Source organism: Streptomyces sp. NPDC034099 (assembly GCF_055575415.1).
Genome location: NZ_JBVISR010000011.1, coordinates 217448 through 236693, shown reverse-complemented (window position 1 = coordinate 236693; position 19246 = coordinate 217448). Strand labels below are relative to the sequence as shown.

Below are 19246 nucleotides of genomic sequence, written 5' to 3'. Positions count from 1 at the left end.
CGCCGCTCGGAAACGGCCTAGTACGGCTAGTACGACTTGGGCAGGCCCAGGGTCTGGTGGGAGACGTAGTTGAGGATCATCTCCCGGCTCACGGGGGCGATACGGGCGACGCGCGACGCCGTGATCAGCCGGGCGAGGCCGAACTCGCGAGTGAGGCCGTTGCCGCCGAGGGTGTGCACGGCCTGGTCGACGGCCTTCACGCAGGCCTCTCCGGCCGCGTACTTGGCCATGTTGGCGGCCTCGCCCGCGCCGACGTCGTCGCCCGCGTCGTAGAGGTGGGCCGCCTTCTGCATCATCAGGCGGGCGAGTTCGAGGTCGATGTGCGCCTGCGCGAGGGGGTGCGCGATGGCCTGATGGGCGCCGATGGGCGTCTTCCAGACGGTGCGCTCGCGGGCGTACTCGACGGCTTTCGCGAGAGCGTGGCGGCCCATGCCGATCGCGAAGGCGGCCGTCATCACGCGCTCGGGGTTGAGGCCGGCGAAGAGCTGGAGGAGGCCCGCGTCCTCGTCGCCGACCAGGGCGTCGGCGGGGAGGCGTACGTCGTCCAGTGTCAGCTCGAACTGCCTCTCCACGGCGACCAGTTCCATGTCGATGGGACGGCGCTCGAAACCCGGGGCGTCGCGCGGGACGATGAACAGGCAGGGCTTGAGACTGCCGGTGCGGGCGTCTTCGGTGCGGCCGACGATCAGGGTGGCGTCGGCGATGTCCACGCCGGAGACGAAGACCTTGCGTCCGGTGAGGATCCAGTCCCCGGTGGCCGCGTCGCGGCGGGCGGTGGTGGTGATGCGGTGGCTGTTGGAACCGGCGTCGGGTTCGGTGATGCCGAAGGCCATGAGGCGGGTGCCGTCGGCGAGTGGTGGGAGCCACTCGCGCTTCTGTTCCTCGGTGCCGAAGCGGGCGATGACGGTGCCGCAGATCGCCGGGGAGACGATCATCATGAGGAGGGGGCTGCCCGCGGCGCCCATCTCTTCGAGGACGAGGGAGAGTTCGGTGATGCCGGCGCCGCCTCCGCCGTATGCCGCCGGCAGGTTGACGCCTATGTAGCCGAGCTTGGCTGCGTCTTGCCAGAGGCGGGTGTTGTCCTCGGGGTTGGTGGTGTGGGGGTGGGTCCGGGCGAAGGTGGATACCGCTGCGCGGAGGGACTTGTGCTCTTCGGATTCGAGGAGGGGGGTCATCTCTGTGCTCCTTCGGGTGCGGGCTTCGTCGTGGTTACTCGCGCAGTTCCCCGCGCCCCTGACCGGCGTCTCCCGCTACCACGGCCAAGAGGGCGCCGACCTCCACCTGCCGTCCAGGAGCCACCGGTAGCGCGGTCAGCTGCCCCGTCACCGGGGCCGTGATGCGGTGTTCCATCTTCATGGCCTCCAGCCACAGCAACGGCTGGCCCGCCTGGACGGTGGTGCCCTCGGTCAGGCCCTCCGCGACGCGGACGACCGTGCCCGGCATGGGGGCCAGGAGGGAGCCGGGGGCGTGCTCGGTGGCGGGGTCGGGGAAGCGGGGCAGCGCGGTCAGTGCGGTGGCGTTGACGTGGATCCGGTCGCCGTGGCGGGCGATGTCGAAGCGGCGTCGGACGCCGTCCGTTTCGAGGACGACCCGGTCGGCGTCGGCGTGGACGACGCGGACGCCGTCGGCGGTGAGGCCGGTGCGGGTGTGGTGGTAGCGGACCTCGTGTTCCTCGCCCGCCATGGCGTAGCGCTTGACCTGCGGTTGCGAGGGCAGGTTGCGCCAGCCGCCGAAGCGGCCCGCGCGGGTGCTCGCGTCGGCGAGGGCCGCAGCGAGCGGGGCGAGGGGGTCGGGGGCCGACTCGGTGAGGGCGGCCAAGTGGCGGTCGTAGAAGCCGGTGTCCATGCGGCCGGAGGTGAACTCCTCGTGGCGCAGGGAGCGGACGAGCAGGTCGCGGTTGGTGACCGGGCCGTGGATCGCCGCCCGTTCCAGGGCGCCGGCGAGGCGGCGGACGGCCTCCGCGCGCGTGGGTGCGTGGGCGACCGCCTTGGCGAGCATCGGGTCGTAGTGGACGCCGATGTCGTCGCCGTCGGTGAAGCCGGTGTCCAGGCGGATGCCGTCGGGCACGGTGAGGCGGTGCAGGCTGCCGGTCTGCGGGGCCCAGCCGTTCGCCGGGTCCTCGGCGTACAGGCGGGCCTCGACGGCGTGGCCACGCGCGCGCGGGGGATCGTTCTCGAGGGCGTGGCCTTCGGCGATCCGGAGCTGGAGGGCCACGAGGTCGATGCCGAAGACCGCTTCCGTGACGGGGTGTTCGACCTGGAGGCGGGTGTTCATCTCCAGGAAGTGCGCCTTGCCGTCGGCGACGAGGAACTCGACGGTGCCCGCGCCGACGTAGTCGACGGCGCGGGCGGCGCGAACGGCGAGGTCGTGGAGTTCGGCGGTGAGTCCGGCGGTCAGGCCGGGTGCCGGGGCCTCCTCGATCACCTTCTGGTGGCGGCGCTGGAGGGAGCAGTCGCGGGTGCCGAGCGCCCAGACGGTGCCGTGGGTGTCGGCGAGGACCTGCACCTCGACGTGGCGGCCGTTCTCCAGATACGGCTCGACGAAGACCTCGCCGTCGCCGAAGGCGCTCGTGGCCTCCGCGCGGGCGGCGGTCAGTGCCGCGTCGAGGCCGGCGAGGTCGCGTACGACGCGCATGCCGCGTCCGCCGCCGCCCGCCGCGGCCTTCACCAGCACCGGCAGGTCGGCCTCGGTGACGTCCGTGAGGGGCGCGATGCCCATGAGTTCCTTGGCGCGGGTCTTGGACGCCATCGCCTCGATGGCCTCGGGCGGCGGTCCGATCCACACCAGGCCCGCGTCCCGCACGGCGCGCGCGAAGTCGGCGTTCTCGGAGAGGAAGCCGTAGCCGGGGTGGACGGCGTCGGCCCCGGCGGCGACGGCGGCCTTCACGATCAGGTCGCCGCGCAGGTAGGTGTCGGCGGGGGACGCGCCCGGCAGGCGTACGGACGCGTCGGCCACGCGCGCGTGGAGGGCGTTATCGTCGGCGTCCGAGTGCACGGCGACGGTCCGGATTCCCCACGCGTGGCAGGTGCGGAAGACGCGGCAGGCGATCTCGCCCCGGTTGGCCACCAGTACGGAAGCAATCATGTGGTTCCTCACATCCGGAAGACGCCGAAGCCGCCGCGCGCGCCCTCGTAGGGGGCGGTGTGGAGGGCGGACAGGCACAGGCCGAGGACGGTGCGGGTGTCCCGCGGGTCGATGACGCCGTCGTCGTAGAGCCGCCCGGACAGGAACATGGGCAGCGACTCGGACTCGATCTGCTGCTCCACCATGGCGCGCAGGGCGGCGTCGCCCTCGTCGTCGTACGGCTGTCCCTTCGCGGCGGCGGACTGGCGGGCGACGATGGAGAGCACGCCGGCGAGCTGCTGCGGGCCCATGACGGCGGACTTGGCGCTGGGCCAGGCGAAGAGGAAGCGGGGGTCGTAGGCGCGGCCGCACATGCCGTAGTGGCCGGCGCCGTACGAGGCGCCCAGCAGGACGGACAGGTGGGGGACGCGGGAGTTGGAGACCGCGTTGATCATCATGGCGCCGTGCTTGATGATGCCGCCCTGTTCGTACTCCTTGCCGACCATGTAGCCGGTGGTGTTGTGGAGGAACAGGAGCGGGATGTCGCGCTGGTTGGCGAGCTGGATGAACTGGGCGGCCTTCTGCGACTCCTCGCTGAACAGGACGCCCTGGGCGTTGGCGAGGATGCCGACCGGGTAGCCGTGCAGGCTCGCCCAGCCGGTGGTCAGGCTGGTCCCGTACAGCGGTTTGAACTCGTCGAAGTCGGAGGCGTCGACGATCCGGGCGATCACCTCGCGCGGGTCGAAGGGGGTCTTGAGGTCGCCGGGGACGATGCCGAGGAGTTCCTCGGGGTCGTACTTGGGCGGCTCGGCCAGCGGCGGGTCGGCGTACGCCTTGCGGTGGTTGAGGCGGGCGACGACGCGGCGGGCCTGGCGCAGGGCGTCCGGTTCATCGACGGCGAAGTGGTCGGCGAGGCCGGAGGTGCGGGCGTGCATCTCGGCGCCGCCCAGCGACTCGTCGTCGCTCTCCTCACCGGTGGCCATCTTGACCAGCGGCGGCCCGCCGAGGAACACCTTGGCGCGCTCCTTGACCATGATCACGTGGTCGGACATGCCGGGGATGTAGGCGCCCCCGGCGGTCGAGTTGCCGAAGACGACGGCGACGGTGGGGATTCCGGCCGCCGACAGCCGGGTGAGGTCCCGGAAGATCGCGCCGCCGGGGATGAAGATCTCCTTCTGGGAGGGCAGGTCGGCGCCGCCGGACTCGACGAGGCTGATGCAGGGCAGCCGGTTGGCGAGGGCGATGTCGTTGGCGCGCAGGGCCTTCTTCAGCGACCAGGGGTTGCTGGCGCCGCCGCGCACGGTCGGGTCGTTGGCGGTGATCAGGCACTCGACGCCCTCGACGACGCCGATGCCGGTGACGAGCGAGGCGCCGACCGTGTACTCGCTCCCCCAGGCCGCCAGCGGGGACAGTTCCAGGAAGGGCGTGTCGGGGTCGAGGAGCAGTTCGACGCGCTCGCGGGCGAGGAGCTTGCCGCGTTTGCGGTGCCGGGCGACGTACTTCTCGCCGCCGCCCGCGAGGGCCTTGGCGTGTTCGGCGTCCAGGTCGGCGAGTTTGGCGAGCATCGCCTCGCGGTTGGCGCGGTGGTCGGGGTCGGTGGGGTCCAGGGCGGAGGCGAGGACGGTCACGGCAGGACCTCCGGGGCGGGGGCGTACGGCGGGACGGTCACAGCAGGCTCTCCGGGATGTCCAGGTGCCGGGCGCGCAGCCATTCGCCGAGCGCCTTGGCCTGCGGGTCGAAGCGGGCCTGCGCGGCGACGCCCTCGCCGAGGATGCCCTCGACGACGAAGTTGAGGGCGCGCAGGTTGGGGAGCTGGTGCCGGGTGACGGGCAGGTCGCGGGCCTCGGGGATCAGCTCGCGGAAGCGGTCGGCGGTCAGCTCGTGGGCGAGCCAGCGCCAGGCGTCGTCGGTCCGCGCCCACACGCCGACGTTGGCGTTGCCGCCCTTGTCGCCGCTGCGGGCACCGGCGACGAGTCCGAGGGGGGCGCGGCGGACGGGTCCCGGCGGGAGCGGCGGCGGCAGGGGCGGTTCCGGTACAGGTGCGAGGACGGCGGTGTCCTGGGCCGGGGGTGGCGCCACGGTCACGCGCCGCCCGTCATGGAGGACGGCCACATGGTCGACGGCCCCATGGGGGACGTACACATCCTCGAAGACCCCATAGGGCGCGCCCTTCCCGGGTGGCGCCAGCACATGGAACCCGGGGTAGCCGGCCAGGGCCAGTTCGATCGCGGCGCCGCTCAGCGCCCGCCCGACGACCTGCTGGTCGGCGTCCCGGACGACGAGCCGCAGCAGGGCGCTGGCCGTCTCCTCGGTGGGGGCGTCGGGCCGGTCGGTGCGGACCAGGTCCCAGCGGACGTCGGTGATCTTGCCGAGGGCGGGTTCCAGCTGGGCCCGGGCCAGGTCGGCCTTGGCCTCGATGTCCAGGCCGGTGAGGACGAAGGCGACCTCGTTGCGGAAGCCGCCGAGGCGGTTGAGGCCGACCTTGAGGGTGGGCGGCGGTGCCTCGCCGCGCACGCCCTCGACGCGGACGCGGTCGGGTCCCTCCTGGCCGAGCCGTACGGTGTCCAGCCGGGCGGTGACGTCGGGTCCGGCGTACCGGGCGCCGCCCGTCTCGTACAGCAGCTGGGCGGTGACGGTGCCGACGTCGACGAAGCCGCCGGTGCCGTCGTGCTTGGTGATGACCGAGGTGCCGTCGGCGTGCAGTTCGGCGAGCGGGAAGCCGGGCCGCCGTACGTCGCCGTCCTGGAAGAAGGCGTAGTTGCCGCCGGTCGCCTGCGCCCCGCACTCCAGCAGGTGCCCGGCGACGACCGCGCCCGCGAGCCGGTCGTACTCCGTGGGCTCCCAGCCGAAGTGCGCGACGGCGGGCCCGGTGACCAGCGCGGCGTCGGTGACGCGGCCCGTGACCACCACGTCCGCGCCGGCCCGCAGGCATGCGGCGATGCCGAAGCCGCCGAGGTAGGCGTGCGCGGCCAGTGCTCCCGGGTGGGCGGCGGTGAGGTCGTCGCCCTCGACGTGCGCGACCCGCACCGGGATGCCGAGCCGCTCGGCCAGTGCCCGTACGGCGTCGGCGAGTCCGGCCGGGTTGAGGCCGCCCGCGTTGGCGACGATCCGCACGCCCCGCTCGTGGGCGAGCCCGAGGCACTCCTCCATCTGCCGCGGGAAGGTGCGGGCGTATCCGGCGCCGGGGTCCTTCAGCCGGTCCCGGCCCAGGATGAGCATGGTCAGCTCGGCGAGGTAGTCGCCGGTGAGGACGTCCAGCTCGCCGCCGGTGAGCATCTCGCGCATGGCGGAGAAGCGGTCGCCGTAGAACCCGGAGGCGTTGCCGACGCGGAGCACGCTCACCGGGACTCCCCCTGCGGCGGGCGCCCGGCTCCGGGCGGTCCGGCGAAGGCCTGGGCGATGTCCAGCCAGCGGTCGGCGTCCGGGCCCTCGGCGGTGAGGGCGAGATCGGCGCGGTGGGCGCGCTGGGTGGCGAGGAGGCAGAAGTCGAGCGCGGGGCCGGTGACGCGCTGCGGGGCGTCCTCGGGGCCGTACGTCCACAGGTCGCCGCCCGGTCCGGTGAGTTCGACGCGGAAGGGCTCGGCGGGCGGGGTGAGTCCGTGGGCGGCGTAGGCGAAGTCCCGGGCGCGGACGCCGATGCGGGCGACGTGCCGCAGGCGGTCGGTGGGCGGGCGGGACACGCCGAGGGTCGCCGCGATGTCGAGGCCGTGCGCCCAGGTCTCCATCAGGCGGGCGGTGGCCATGGAGGCGGCGGCCATGGGCGGGCCGTACCAGGGGAAGCGGGCACCGGGGGCGGCGGCGCGCAGTGCCTCGTCGAGGGCGGTGCGGTCCTGCCGCCAGGCCGTCAGCAGCGCGGCGGGCTCCTGCTCCGCCCCCTCCTCGGCGCCCTCGTCGACGTATCGGTCGGGCGCGGCGAGGGCCTGCTCGACCAGTGCCTTGAACCCGTCCTCGTCGGTGACGGCGACCAGGGCGGCACGGTCGGTCCAGTTCAGGTGCGCGATCTGGTGGGTGATCGTCCAGCCGGGCGCCGGGGTGGCCAGCCGCCAGTCCTCCGGTCTCAACCCGGCGACCAGGGCGTCGAGTTCCTCGCCCTCCTCGCGCAGGTCCTCGATCACGGGCGTCGGGTCGGACACGGTCGCTCCCCTCGGGCACGGCGATGTGCGGCGCGGTGTGGGGAGGAGCATGGCAGGGCGGCAGGTAACAATCAAGCACGCTTGCATGATTTTGACCGAGGGCGGCCCCCAGGGCCTCGCCGCCCCGGGGCGCTCACCGCGTCCGTTATCTCACTCCGCCGGCCAGACCGTCAGGTCCATGGCGAGGAAGCCGATGTCCGGCAGGGCGGTCGACTTCGTCTGGATGACCATCAGCGCGATGTCGCCGTTGCGGTGCTTGACGCAGATCTCGCTGCCCGCCGCCTTGTCGGCGAGCAGGAGCGTGCGGGAGGCATCCGTCTCGGAGGTCAGCTGACGGCACGTCTCGTATGTGGCGCCGGGGCCGAGGGCGTTGTGCACCATGACGCTGGTGTCGCTCGTCAGCTCGCAGCCCGCGTTCTGGCAACCGAAGCGGATGTCTCCCTTGCGGTCCTTGCTCTCCTCGCCGTCGTGCAGGATCAGCGAGTTGTCGTGGGTCAGCAACGGGGTGAGGTGGACGTGGGCCTGCGGAGCAGTGGCCCCGGCCGTGCGACCGTCGGCTCCCGTGTCCGACGCGCCGCCGGACGAGCGGGCACCCGGCCCGGCCGACGACGCGGCGGCCTCTCCGGCCGACGCCGACCCCTCCGCCACCGGACGAGGTGTACCGGACACGGAATCAGACGGCGCGTCAGACGCCGAGCGGGACGCCGCCGCGGAGGCGGCCGCGTCCCGGGCCCGGTCGATGCCGCGTCCCGCCGCGTCCAGGAGCACCGACCCCGCCGCGATCAGCAGGCCGCACGCGACGACGGCGGAAGCCGATACCAGGACGGCGCGTCTCCTGCGCCGCTTCCGCTCCTCCGGCCCGGTGGGCCGCTGCGGCACGGTCGGTCCCCACGGTCCGGCGGCGCCCGGCCAGGGCGCCGGGGCGGTTCCCTGTGGTACGGCCACCGGCTGCGGGGCGGTCCACGGCGCCGTGTGCACCGCGGTCGGGCCCAGGGCAACGAGCGGAGCCGCGGCGGTCGCCGGTCCGGTGGCCGCGACCGGCGGCGGCACCGTCACCGGCGGCCCGGCGATCTCCCGCCACACGGCCGGACCGGTTTCCTCCGCGCCGTCCCGGCCCAGCTCCCGGCGGCACCATTCGACGACCTCCGCCGGGGTGGCCCGTTCCTCGGGGTCGGCGGCCAGGCACCGGCCGAGCAGGCCGCGCAGGCGCTCGGGCAGCCCGGACAGGTCGGGCTCCGAGTGGACGATCCGGTACAGCACGGTGGCGGCCGGGCCGTCGCCGTACAGCGGCTTGCCCAGTGCCGCGAAGGCGGCCGTCTGCCCGAGCGCGAAAACGTCGGTGGCCGCCGTGATCTCACCCGCGGACGCCTGCTCGGGGGCCATGTACTGGGGCGTGCCGATGGTGGCGCCCGTGGCGGTGTGCGCGGTGCTGTCGGCGGCGAGCGAGATGCCGAAGTCGATGACCCGGGGCCCGTCGGCGGCCAGCAGTACGTTCGCCGGCTTGAGGTCCCGGTGCACGATGCCCGTGTCGTGGATGGCCTGCAGCGCCTCGGCGACCCCCGCCATCAGCCACAGCACCGCGGGTACCGGCAGCGGCCCGCTCCGGGCGACGGCTCCCGACAGGGAGGGCCCGGGCACGTACAGCGTGGCCAGCCAGGGCGGGGCGCCGTCCGGGTCGGCGTCGATCAGTTCGGCGGTGTAGGCGCCCTTCACCCTCCGGGCGGCCTTGATCTCCCGGCCGAAACGCCGCCGGAAGGTCGCGTCGTCGGCCAGTTCCGACCGTACGACCTTGAGGGCCACGGGCCGGCCGCCCCGGGTGTGCGACAGGTAGACCCGGCCCATGCCGCCCGCTCCGAGCCGTGCCGCGAGTCGGTAACCGGCCACCGTGCGCGGATCGTCGTCCTGCAAGGGCTGGAAGACCTCGGCCGTGTGATTCATCGGTTCCCTCCCCGTGATCCCGATGAGCTGACCAGGTACGCAGCCTATGCGGTGCGACCGTCACCGGGCTCCGGAGGGGGCACCCTCCCACGCGGCCCCGCGGTCATCCGTCCGTCAGCGCGGCGAACTCGGCGTCGGCCCGCTCGGTGACGAGCGCGAGGACGCGGCCGGCGGCGGCCAGGTCCTCGGCGGGTATCCCGCCCCAGATGCGGGCGCTGACGGGCGCGACCGCCGCGCCGACGGCGGCGAGCAGTTCGCGCCCGGCGTCGGTGGCGGGCAGGCACGCGCCGTCCGCGGCCAGCAGCCCCTTGTCCAGCAGCTCGTCGACGAGGGTCCGGATGGCGGCCGGAGCGGCCTTGAGGATGCCGCGCACCTCGGCGACGAGTTCGTCCGGCGTCGGCGGGGTCTGGGCGGTGGCCGCGGCACGCAGGACCATGTGCTGCTGGAAGGTGACGCCGTGCCGGGCCAGGATCTGCTCCAGCACCCCGCGGGCGGCGTAGTGGGCCAGGCCGAGGGCACGGGCGTCCGCCGGCGGCGCGTCCGTGGTCGCCGCGTCGGCCGTGGGTGTGGTGGGCGTGGTGGTGGTCATGACGTTGTCCTCCGGGTGCTCTCGTCGTTCGGTACGGGTGGAGCGAGAGGTGCGTCGAGCAGGGTCGTCAGTTCGTCGGTGAAGGCACGCGTCCGTGCGGCGTCGAGGCCGCCGAGCGGTTCCAGCAACCGCTGGAGCAGTTCCCGGACCACCGTGACGGCCTCCCGCGTGACGGACTCGCCCCGTTCGGTGAGAGCGAGCTGCACGGCCCGCGGGTCACGGGGGTCCCGGGTGCGCTCGATCAGCCCCGCCGCCTCCAATGCTCGCGCCAGCTTCGAGACGTACAGCGCCTCCAGGCCCGTGTGGTCGGCGAGCCTGCGCTGACTGGGCCGCTCACCGGCGCGCTGCATGCCGTACAGCGAGGCGACCACCGAGTACTGGGCGTGCGTGAGGCCCAGGGGAGCCACCGCGCGGTCGACGGCGACCCGCCACTTGTTGGCGAGCCGCCACACGAGGAAGCCGGGCGTCGCGTGCCGTGAATCCTTGCTCATGGGAATACAGTACATGGCTACTATGTACATGGCTACTAATGACCCACCGTGACGGGCGTCCGTCGGCGGGACGACGCCTAGGACGGCTCGGGAAGCGTCGCCATCTTCCGCCGCCCCACCTGGGTCCGCACCGCGCCCATGCTCGCCACGACGACCAGCGCGACGGCGGCGGACTGGGTGGCGGTCAGGGCCTGGTCGAGGATGAGGAAACCGGCTGCCGCGGCGATGGCGGGCTCCAGACTCATGAGGACGGCGAAGGTCGGCGCGGGCAGGCGGCGCAGGGCGAGCAGTTCGAGGGTGTAGGGCAGGACGGAGGAGAGCAGGGCGACCCCGGCGCCCAGCGCGAGCGTCACCGGATCGATCAACTTCGCGCCCGACTCGACGACACCCAGCGGCAGGAACAGCAGCGCTCCGACCGCCATCGCCAGGGCCAGTCCGTCGGCCTGCGGGAAGCGGCGTCCGGTGCGGGCGCTGAAGACGATGTACGCCGCCCACATGGCGCCCGCCGCCAGGGCGAAGGCGGCACCGGCCGGGTCGAGGCCGTCGAAGCCGCCACCGCCCAGCAGGAAGACGCCCGCCAGGGCGAGCGCGGCCCAGAGCAGGTTGACCGCGCGGCGGGAGGCGACCACGGACAGGGCGAGCGGGCCGAGCACCTCCAGGGTGACGGCGGGGCCGAGCGGGATGCGGTCGACGGCCTGGTAGAAGAGGCCGTTCATCCCCGCCATGGCGATGCCGAAGACGACGACCGTGCCCCAGTCGGCCCGGGAGTGTCCGCGCAGCCGGGGCCGGCACACCACGAGCATGACGACGGCGGCCACGGCCAGCCGCAGGGTCACCACGCCGAGCGCTCCGGCCCGCGGCATCAGGCTCACCGCCAGCGCGGCACCGAACTGCACGGAGACGCCACCGGCGAGGACCAGGCCGACCGGGCCGAGGGCACCGAACCGTCCGCCCGGCGCACCGTCCGGCACGGACGCGTGGCCGACGGCGGGCGCGGCGGCCGGGGACGAGGTGCCGGGGGTGGCGCTGGGGGTACTCACGGGGGCTCCGGGACGGTGTGCGGGTGGGCGGCGTTCAGCATGCTGCACTGCACGGTCCAGCATAATGGACTCTGTCAGGCATGTAGTGCTTTTACGCAACTGTCAGGGCCGGGGCGTACGGCTGTCAACGCCCGTCCGCCAGGCGAGCCGGGACCGCCCGGTCCCGGCCGCGGAGCGAGCGGGTACCGTCCACCGGGTGAGCCGACTCCTGACCCGCCTCTGGCGCCTGCTGCGCCCCGTCCAGAGCCGCCTGATGTGGCTGGTGAACGCCAAGTTCGTGGTCGGTGTGACCGGCGTCGTACGGGACGGCGAGGGGCGGGTCCTGCTGCTGAAGCACCGGATGTGGGCGCCGGGCCGCCAGTGGGGTCTGCCGAGCGGCTTCGCGCACAAGGGCGAGGACTTCCGGCAGACCGTCGTCCGGGAGGTCAGGGAGGAGACCGGCCTCGACGTGGAGGTGGGCCGGCTGGTCATGCTGAACAGCGGCCTGCGCACCCGCCTGGAGGTGGCGTACGAGGCCCGGCTGGTCGGCGGCGAGCTGCGCCTGGACCCGTTCGAGATCCTGGAGGCCCGCTGGTGCCGCCCGGACGAACTCCCCGAGGACGTCCAGCCGGTGTGCCGCCCGCTGGTGCGGGGCGAGACAGTGCCCTGAGCACCGGTGGTGGAAACGGTGTCACAGCGACCGCGAAGTGATCCGGCCGACGCGCCACGGCGCCCGTGCCCCGGCCGATGGGGGAGTCCCGGCAGTGCTTTTCGACGTCACCCGCGCCGAACTCGTCGACGTCTTCGGCGAGTCCCGGCTCGCGACCCTGCCCGCCGCCGCCTTCCCGCCCCTCGCCGCGGACACCGAGGGCGCCCGCATCCTGCGGACCGTCGGTGTCCCCACCGGGACGCTCTGGCTGCGTGAGCCGGACGAGGACACCGGACGGCTGCCCGCGGTCGGGTCCGTCGTCGACACCGGGGACTTCGACGACGCCCCGCCGGACGCGGACGACTGGCCCGTCTTCGGCTGGCTCCTCAACGCCCACCTCGCCCTCGACCCGGGCTCCGGCAAGGTGTACGCCTTCGACGCCGACGCGGAGACCGTGCGGGAACTGCACACGGACGTCTCCTCCCTCGTCCGGGTCGCCGTCCGGTTCCAGCGCCTGCTGGCGGAGTTCACCTTCGACGGCGACGACGAGGAAGCAGGCTTCGAGCGGCTCGACCGCGAGGTCGAGCGCATCCGCCGGGAGACGAGCCGCATCGACCCGCTCCCCTTCCGGGACGAGGAGGACGAGGAGACGGTCTGGTCGGTGGTCGGCGAGGAGATCGCCATGGGCCGGCGCTTCGAGGACGGCAGCCCGGGGGCCCGCTCGCTCTACGGGTGATCACCCCGACGCGCCCACCGGATCCCGCTCGACCGGACCGCCGCCGGTCACCCCATGCTCTTGGCGCCGTCCAGGGACTCCCGGATGATGTCGGCGTGACCCGCGTGCTGGGCGGTCTCGGCGACGATGTGCATCAGCACCCGGCGCGCCGACCACTCGGCGCCGGCCTCGAACCACGGCGCCTTCGGCAACGGCTGCGTGGCCCCCAGGTCGGGCAGCGTGGCGACCAGTTCCTCGGTCCGGCGGGCCACCTCGGCGTAGTCGTCCAGCACACCGGCCAGCGTCTCGCCGGGCAGCATCTTGAACTCGTCGTCCCGCCGGGCCCAGTCGGCCTCGGTCATGGCGGTGAAGTCACCCATCGTGGAGGGGCCGTCCACGATGAAGCCGGCCCAGTTCCGCTCGACCGCGGTGACGTGCTTGATCAGGCCGCCCAGGCACAGCTCACTGGCGGTGGTCCGCAGCCCGGCCTGCTCGTCGGTGAGGTCACGGGTGGTGAACCGCAGGAAGTGCCGGTGCTTGGCCAGCGTCTCCAGCAGGTCCGCGCGCTCGCCGGTGAGGGCCGGGGCCTCGGTCGGCTCGCGGGGGGTCGGCTCGCTGGTGATCGATGCGTCGGTGGTCATGGTCTCCGCCTTCCGGTGTCCTGCTCCGTCGGTCGAGGACCACGCTATGGACCATGTAGGTCGGTTCAGGTCCTACATGGCGGCGCTTTTCGAGGCAGGCCGGAACCGGAAGCAGCCGCAAGGGACGGGCTGCCTAGTGGGCCAGCTCCCCGCCGCCCAGCAACAGGCCCAGCCCCTCGGTGTCGTCGAAGACGTCCCCCGACAGCCGGGTCACGCCCGCGGTGGAGGGACCCTCCGCGGTACCCGGCAGCAGGTGGACGACTCCGTCCACCGTGTCGCTCCCCGGCGCGGTCACCACGAGGTCGGCGTGTCCGTCGCCGTCGAGGTCGGTGAGGCCCACGGCGCCGCCGAAGTCGGCGTCCCCGCCCGGCGTGGCGTCCAGATCGTCCCCGTCGAACAGCCGGGCGCCCGCACCGCTGAGCCCGTCCGGCCCGCCCTCCAGGTACAGCACCTGCTCCGGTCCCGGCTCTCCGTACACGTCCCACCGGGGAGCCCCGGCGACCACGTCGGCGTACCCGTCGCCGTTGACGTCGCCCGTGTCCAGGCCGGTGAAGGCGGCGTCCTCGTCCTGGGGTTCCTCGCCGGGTACGCCCGGGGTGTCCCGGTCGACGGTCGTCGTCCTCTCCCCCGGGCCGGTCTTCGACCCGTAGACCACCGTCACCGAGCTGCGGCTCGCGTCGCCGCCCCGGGGACTGAGGACCAGGTCGTCGGTGCCGTCCCCGTCCACGTCGCCGATCGCCCCCTCGCCCGCGTCGGGGAGCCGGGTTCCCTCGGGCTGCGTGAAGCCGGCCCGGCCGCCGCGCAGGTAGCTCACCGGCTGGTTCCTCTCGCGCCAGGGCACCTCGGGTCCGGTGTCGGCGTCGTGGAAACTCACCAGGTCGTCGACGCCGTCGCCGTCGAGGTCACCGGCGAGGAGGTCGTCGTAGTTCGCGGCGGCGACGTCCGGGGCGGGACGGCGCGGGGCGGGGACGCGGCCCGTCCCGGCGGGGGTGCCGTCCCGCCCGAAGGGCCCCTTGAGCAGCCCCTTGTCGGAGCCGAGCCCGAAGACCAGGTCGGGGTGCCCGTCCCCGTCGAAGTCACCGGCGACGAGCTGCTCGTCCAGGATCGGGTCGTCGCCCCAGGCGACGTGGCTGCCGTCCGTCCCCGGCACCCGGACGGCACGCGAGAGCCCGTCCTCGGACCCCCACAAGATGATCACGCTCGGCTTCCAGTCGAAGACCGAGGCGGCGAGGTCGGTGTACCCGTCCCCGTCGAGATCGCGGGCCACGACATCGGTCCCGAAGAAGGCCTCGTCCCGGTTGCCGCCCGGTATCCCGGGGTCGTCCTGCGTCAGGTACTGGCAACGGGCGATCCCCGTCCCGTCCCCCGCCCCGTACGCGACCTCGATGCTCCCCCCGCCGGCCCCGTCCGCCACGCTGCCCATCGAGCCGAGGGCCAGGTCGGGGTGCCCGTCCCCGTCGAAGTCGGCGGCACCGTCCGGCACGGGTGCGGAGGCCGCGGTGCCGCGGGCGCCACATCCGTACGGCGCGGCGATGTCCACCGGCCCGCCATCGGCGATCACCACCCCCGCGGCGACCGCCAACGCGACGACGGCCGCACCGCCCCCGATCACCCACGGCCGCTTGCCACCCCGCCGCCGTGACGCCGCCTCCACCTGATCGCCCGAACCGTCCATACGAACGATCACGCGTCGACCGCTCCACCCGGTTCCGCCACCTCAGCCGGGCCGACGCCCAACGGCCAACAGATGCGAATGGGGCTGAACTGATCCCACGGTGCCATCCGGGACGCCGGGGATCAGTCTCCGGGCCTACGCCCAAGTACCGCTCAGTGCTGACGCGTTGGGCGGTGCCCGGCGCCTAGCTTCGGCTGCATGTCCGAGAGAGCAAGCACCTCACGCAGGACCGTTCTGACCACGCTGCTCGCGGGAGCCCTGTCCGTCCCCCTCCTGGGAGCCGCGCCCGCGTCGTCGGCTCCCGCCGCAGCGCTGGAGCTGCCCACCCCCACCGGTCCCCGCCCCGTCGGCCGCCGCACCCTGCACCTCGTCGACCGGCACCGCACCGACCCCTGGATGCCGGCGGCGCGCGGGAGGGAGCTGATGGTGTCCGTGTCCTACCCGGCACGCTCGTCCGGCGGGGCCTCGGCGGGGTACATGACCGAGAGCGAGGCGCAACGGCTCCTGGAGGTCAAGGGACTCGCCGGGGTCGTACCGGCCGCGACGGTCGCGGGCACGCGTACGCACGCGCAGGTCGACGCGCCCCCTGCGCCGGGGCGCTTCCCCCTGGTCCTGCTGTCCCCCGGCTTCTCGATGCCGCGCACCACGCTCACCTCGCTCGCCGAGGAGTTGGCGGCTCACGGTTACGTCGCCGCCGCCGTGGACCACGCCTACGAGTCCGTCGGCACGGAGTTCCCCGGGGGTCGGGTCCCGCCGTGCGCGGCCTGCGACCGCGTCGGCGTCGATGTCGAGGAGGCGACCGTCGTGGAAGGCCGGGCGGCGGACCTGTCCTTCGTGATCGACGAGCTGACCGGCCGCCGGAGAGCGGGGGCGCTGGCGCGCGTGATCGATCCGCGCCGTGTCGGCATCGCCGGGCACTCGATCGGCGGAGCGGCCGCCATGGCGACGATGGAGGCCGACCGCCGGGTGCGGGCGGGGGTCAACCTGGACGGGGGCTTCTTCGTACGGGACGCGGGGGCCGGGCTCGGACGACGCCCGTTCATGATGATCGGCGCCGAGGCCGTCCATGGTCCCGCCAACACCGGCAGCGACTGGGCCGCCACCTGGAACCGCCTGGACGGCTGGAAACGCTGGCTGACCGTAACGGGGGCCGGGCACTTCTCCTTCACCGACATCCCCTGGCTGGCCGAGCAGCTGGGGCTCGCTGATCCGGAGGTTCCACTCCCGGGTGAGCGGGGTTGGTACATCACCCGCGACTATGTCCGAGCCTTCTTCGACCTCCACCTGCGGGGCGTCCCCCAGCCGCTCCTCAATGGTCCTACGGCCTCCCACCCGGAGGTCGTTTTCCACCAGCCGTAGAAGCCCCCCGGCAGCCTCACTCCAGCCCCTCCGCCAGCACCTCCGCCAGATGCCGCCCCCGCACCCCCGCCAGCTGCTCCAGCTGGGTCCGGCACGAGAAACCGTCCGCCAGGACCACCGCGCCCCCGGGCGCCTCGCGCACCGCCGGGAGCAGCTGGTCCTCCGCGCAGGCGGCCGACACCTCGTAGTGACCGGCCTCGAAACCGAAGTTGCCCGCGAGACCGCAGCAGCCGCCGCTCAGCTCGCCGGTCAGGCCCGCCGACGCGCGCAGCCGACGGTCGGCCGCGTCGCCCAGGACCGCGTGCTGGTGGCAGTGGGTCTGGCCGGTGACTGGACGGTTCACGGCGGGCGGGGTCCAGTCGGGGGCGTGGCGTTCCAGGGCCTCCGCGAAGGTCAGGACGCGCGAGGCCAGCCGGGCCGCGCGCGGGTCGTCGTGCAGCAGCTCGGGCAGGTCCGTGCGCAGGGCGGCGGCGCAGCTCGGCTCCAGGACGACGACCGGCGCGGACGTCTCCAGCACCGGGGCCATCAGGTCCAGCGTGCGGCGCATCACCGCGCGGGCGCGGTCCAGTTGGCCCGTGGAGACGTACGTCAGACCGCAGCAGACCCGGCCCCGGCGTGCCGTCAGCGAAGACAGGAGCGGGGCCGCCGACCTCGACCTACCGTCCCCGACCACCGCCCGACCCCGCAGCGTCGGCGGCAGCACCACCCGCAGCCCCGCCGCCTCCAGCACCCGTACGGCCGCGCGGCCCACGGAGGGCGAAAGGTGGTCGGTGAAGGTGTCGGGCCACAGGACCACCAGGTCCCCTCCCTCGACCGGTCCGCCCCGCCCCCGCCACCACCTGCTGAACGTCTCCCCCGCCAGCCGCGGCACCTCCCGCTCCCCCGCGATCCCGCCGAGCCGCTTCGCCACCGCGGCCAACGGCCGCACCGACGCGAGCGCGTTGACGACCGGCGCCATCCGCGCCCGTGCCGCCCAGCGCAGCCACACCGGCAGCCGGCCCATCGTGTAGTGGGCGGCGGGCCGGCGGCGCCCCTCGTAGTGGTGGTGCAGGAACTCCGCCTTGTACGTGGCCATGTCGACCTCGACCGGGCAGTCGGAGCGGCAGCCCTTGCAGGACAGGCACAGATCGAGGGCGTCCCGGACCTCCGGCGAGCGCCAGCCGTCCGTCACCAGCTCACCCGCGAGCATCTCGTGCAGCAGGCGGGCCCGGCCGCGCGTGGAGTGCGCCTCGTCCCCCGTCGCGCGGAACGACGGGCACATCACCGCCGGCCCGGACACGGACGTCGTACGGCACTTGGCGACCCCCACGCAGCGGCGCACCGCGGCCGAGAAGTCCCCGCCGTCGGACGGGTAGCCGAACTCCACGTCCACGGGCTCCCGCGGCAACACGGCAAAGCGCAGGTTCGCGTCGAGCGGGGCCGGGCGGACCAGCATGCCGGGGTTGAGGAGGTCGTCCGGGTCCCAGACGGCCTTCGCGCGTTCGAAGAGGGCGACCGTCTCCGCGCCGTACATCCTCGGCAGCAGCTCGGCCCGCGCCTGCCCGTCGCCGTGCTCCCCGGAGAGGGAGCCGCCGTGCGCCACGACCACGTCCGCCAGCTCCTGCGAGAAGCGGCGGAAGCGGGCCACCCCGGCCTCCGTCAGCAGGTCGAAGTCGATGCGTACGTGGATGCAGCCGTCACCGAAGTGCCCGTACGGCGTGCCGCGCAGGCCGTGAGCCGACAGCAGGCTCCGGAAATCGCGCAGATAGCCGCCCAGCCGGGCCGGTGGCACCGCGCAGTCCTCCCACCCCGGCCACGCCTCCGAGCCGTCCGCCATCCTGGTCGCCGTACCGCTGGCGTCCTCCCGGACGCGCCACAGCGTCCGCTGCCCGGCCGGGTCGGTGACCACGAGGGCGTCCACGACGTCCGCCGCGCGGACCACCGCCTCCGCACGCGCGCGGGCCTCCGCCTCCGTGTCGCCGCCGGTCTCCACGAACAGCCAGGCCCCGCCCCGCGGCAGCCCCTCCGTGGACGGCACCAGGTCCACCGCCATGCCCTCCACGGTCAGCGGGCCGAGCGGCAGCAACCCGGCCGCCGCCTCGGCCGCGCCCGCCTCGTCGGCGTATCCCAGCACCGCCAGCGCTCGCGCGCGGGGCGACTCGACCAGCCGCACCACCGCCTCGGTCAGCACGCCGAGCGTGCCCTCCGAGCCGCAGAAGGAGCGGGCCACGTCCGCGCCCTTCTCCGGAAGCAGGGCGTCCAGCGCGTAGCCGGAGATGCGGCGGGGGAGGTCGGGGAAGCCGGTGCGCAGGCGGGCCAGGTCGCCGTCCACGAGATCGCGCAGGCCCTCCGGGGCTCCGGCCCACTCCTGCCCGAGCCGCAGCCGCCGCCCGCGCGCGGTCAGCACCGACAGCTCGCGCACGCTGTCGGCCGTCGTGCCCCAGGCCACCGAGTGGGAGCCGCAGGAGTTGTTGCCGATCATGCCGCCGAGGGTGCAGCGGCTGTGGGTGGAGGGATCGGGTCCGAAGCGCAGCCCGTGCGGGGCGGCGGCGTCCTGGAGGCGGTCCAGGACCAGCCCCGGCTGGACGACGGCCGTACGGGCCTGCGGATCGAGGGCGAGCAGCCGGTTCATGTGCCGGGTGAAGTCCAGCACCACGCCCGTGCCCGTCGCCTGCCCGGCGATCGACGTCCCGCCGCCCCGCGCCACGACCGGTACGCCGTGCTCCCGGCACACCTCCAGTACCGCCGCCACGTCGTCGGCGTCCCTCGGCGCCACGACACCGAGCGGGACCCTCCGGTAGTTCGAGGCGTCCATGGTGGTCAGCGCCCGGGAGGTGACGTCGAACCCGACCTCGCCGCGGACGGCCCTGCGCAGTGCTGCCTCCAGATCGGTCATGCCCTCCAGCATGGGCTCTCGTGGGTCCGTACAGGTCCGCACGGCGGAGATCTCGTCTCATCGGACGGACATGTCTTCGCCCGGTTTGGCCGAGGCGAT

General features: G+C 74.0%; 15 protein-coding genes. 3 read left to right on the top strand and 12 right to left on the bottom strand.

Annotated elements, in window-relative coordinates; all coding sequences use genetic code 11:
* Window positions 1-26: 26 nt before the first annotated feature.
* The 9 genes from ACZ56V_RS29345 to ACZ56V_RS29305 all read right to left on the bottom strand — a co-directional run bounded on the left by ACZ56V_RS29345 (window position 27) and on the right by ACZ56V_RS29305 (window position 11254).
* Complete coding sequence (locus tag ACZ56V_RS29345) at window positions 27-1175, bottom strand: acyl-CoA dehydrogenase family protein (RefSeq protein WP_398914639.1); 1149 nt, start codon at window positions 1173-1175, stop codon at window positions 27-29.
* A 34-nt stretch (window positions 1176-1209) separates the two neighbouring features.
* Window positions 1210-3084 carry an acetyl/propionyl/methylcrotonyl-CoA carboxylase subunit alpha gene (locus ACZ56V_RS29340; protein ID WP_468946386.1) on the bottom strand — a complete coding sequence of 625 codons (1875 nt, stop codon included), beginning with the start codon at window positions 3082-3084 and terminating at the stop codon, window positions 1210-1212.
* Window positions 3085-3092: 8 nt separating this feature from the next.
* On the bottom strand, window positions 3093-4691 hold the full coding sequence (locus tag ACZ56V_RS29335; protein ID WP_468946384.1) for an acyl-CoA carboxylase subunit beta: 1599 nt from the start codon (window positions 4689-4691) through the stop codon (window positions 3093-3095).
* Between the two features lie 37 nt (window positions 4692-4728).
* Window positions 4729-6405 (bottom strand): acyclic terpene utilization AtuA family protein, encoded by a 1677-nt coding sequence (locus ACZ56V_RS29330; RefSeq protein ID WP_398914634.1) that lies wholly within the window; start codon window positions 6403-6405, stop codon window positions 4729-4731.
* A complete protein-coding gene (locus ACZ56V_RS29325) occupies window positions 6402-7196 on the bottom strand; it encodes a TIGR03084 family metal-binding protein (protein ID WP_468946382.1) in 795 nt (264 codons plus the stop codon). The genes ACZ56V_RS29330 and ACZ56V_RS29325 overlap by 4 nt, the downstream gene beginning before the upstream one ends.
* Before the next feature lie 150 nt (window positions 7197-7346).
* Window positions 7347-9134: a serine/threonine-protein kinase gene (locus ACZ56V_RS29320; RefSeq protein ID WP_468946379.1), complete on the bottom strand. Its 1788-nt coding sequence runs from the start codon at window positions 9132-9134 to the stop codon at window positions 7347-7349.
* Window positions 9135-9237: 103 nt separating this feature from the next.
* Window positions 9238-9723 carry a hypothetical protein gene (locus tag ACZ56V_RS29315; protein ID WP_467379542.1) on the bottom strand — a complete coding sequence of 162 codons (486 nt, stop codon included), beginning with the start codon at window positions 9721-9723 and terminating at the stop codon, window positions 9238-9240.
* Window positions 9720-10214 (bottom strand): MarR family winged helix-turn-helix transcriptional regulator, encoded by a 495-nt coding sequence (locus ACZ56V_RS29310; RefSeq protein ID WP_398914626.1) that lies wholly within the window; start codon window positions 10212-10214, stop codon window positions 9720-9722. The genes ACZ56V_RS29315 and ACZ56V_RS29310 overlap by 4 nt, the downstream gene beginning before the upstream one ends.
* A 77-nt stretch (window positions 10215-10291) precedes the next feature.
* Window positions 10292-11254: an EamA family transporter gene (locus ACZ56V_RS29305; protein WP_398914624.1), complete on the bottom strand. Its 963-nt coding sequence runs from the start codon at window positions 11252-11254 to the stop codon at window positions 10292-10294.
* A gap of 196 nt (window positions 11255-11450) precedes the next feature.
* Here ACZ56V_RS29305 and ACZ56V_RS29300 point away from each other — a divergent pair, with 196 nt between their 5' ends.
* Together ACZ56V_RS29300 and ACZ56V_RS29295 are read left to right on the top strand one after the other, a co-directional pair.
* Window positions 11451-11903, top strand: a complete 453-nt coding sequence (locus tag ACZ56V_RS29300; protein WP_398914622.1) for an NUDIX hydrolase — start codon at window positions 11451-11453, stop codon at window positions 11901-11903.
* Between the two features lie 94 nt (window positions 11904-11997).
* A complete protein-coding gene (locus tag ACZ56V_RS29295; protein WP_468946374.1) occupies window positions 11998-12618 on the top strand; it encodes an SUKH-4 family immunity protein in 621 nt (206 codons plus the stop codon).
* A 47-nt stretch (window positions 12619-12665) separates the two neighbouring features.
* Here ACZ56V_RS29295 and ACZ56V_RS29290 read toward each other — a convergent pair whose 3' ends face one another.
* A complete protein-coding gene (locus ACZ56V_RS29290; RefSeq protein ID WP_467379539.1) occupies window positions 12666-13238 on the bottom strand; it encodes a DinB family protein in 573 nt (190 codons plus the stop codon).
* A 133-nt stretch (window positions 13239-13371) separates the two neighbouring features.
* Complete coding sequence (locus ACZ56V_RS29285) at window positions 13372-14925, bottom strand: VCBS repeat-containing protein (protein WP_468946371.1); 1554 nt, start codon at window positions 14923-14925, stop codon at window positions 13372-13374.
* 186 nt (window positions 14926-15111) lie between these two features.
* On the opposite strand from ACZ56V_RS29285, the gene ACZ56V_RS29280 reads away from it, so the two are divergent.
* Entirely contained in the window at window positions 15112-16272 is a 1161-nt protein-coding gene (locus tag ACZ56V_RS29280; RefSeq protein ID WP_468946369.1) for an alpha/beta hydrolase family protein, read from the top strand.
* Between the two features lie 16 nt (window positions 16273-16288).
* Here ACZ56V_RS29280 and ACZ56V_RS29275 read toward each other — a convergent pair whose 3' ends face one another.
* Window positions 16289-19147 carry an FAD-binding and (Fe-S)-binding domain-containing protein gene (locus tag ACZ56V_RS29275; protein WP_468946366.1) on the bottom strand — a complete coding sequence of 953 codons (2859 nt, stop codon included), beginning with the start codon at window positions 19145-19147 and terminating at the stop codon, window positions 16289-16291.
* Between the last annotated feature and the right edge of the window lie 99 nt (window positions 19148-19246).

What these genes read in the sequence shown, in the direction of transcription:
- ACZ56V_RS29275 (WP_468946366.1), bottom strand. Translation starts at nt 19,147, where the DNA reads ATGACCGATCTGGAGGCAGCACTGCGCAGGGCCGTCCGCGGCGAGGTC.
- ACZ56V_RS29280 (WP_468946369.1), top strand. Translation starts at nt 15,112, where the DNA reads ATGTCCGAGAGAGCAAGCACCTCACGCAGGACCGTTCTGACCACGCTG.
- ACZ56V_RS29310 (WP_398914626.1), bottom strand. Translation starts at nt 10,214, where the DNA reads ATGAGCAAGGATTCACGGCACGCGACGCCCGGCTTCCTCGTGTGGCGG.
- ACZ56V_RS29345 (WP_398914639.1), bottom strand. Translation starts at nt 1,175, where the DNA reads ATGACCCCCCTCCTCGAATCCGAAGAGCACAAGTCCCTCCGCGCAGCG.
- ACZ56V_RS29290 (WP_467379539.1), bottom strand. Translation starts at nt 13,238, where the DNA reads ATGACCACCGACGCATCGATCACCAGCGAGCCGACCCCCCGCGAGCCG.
- ACZ56V_RS29320 (WP_468946379.1), bottom strand. Translation starts at nt 9,134, where the DNA reads ATGAATCACACGGCCGAGGTCTTCCAGCCCTTGCAGGACGACGATCCG.
- ACZ56V_RS29340 (WP_468946386.1), bottom strand. Translation starts at nt 3,084, where the DNA reads ATGATTGCTTCCGTACTGGTGGCCAACCGGGGCGAGATCGCCTGCCGC.
- ACZ56V_RS29315 (WP_467379542.1), bottom strand. Translation starts at nt 9,723, where the DNA reads ATGACCACCACCACGCCCACCACACCCACGGCCGACGCGGCGACCACG.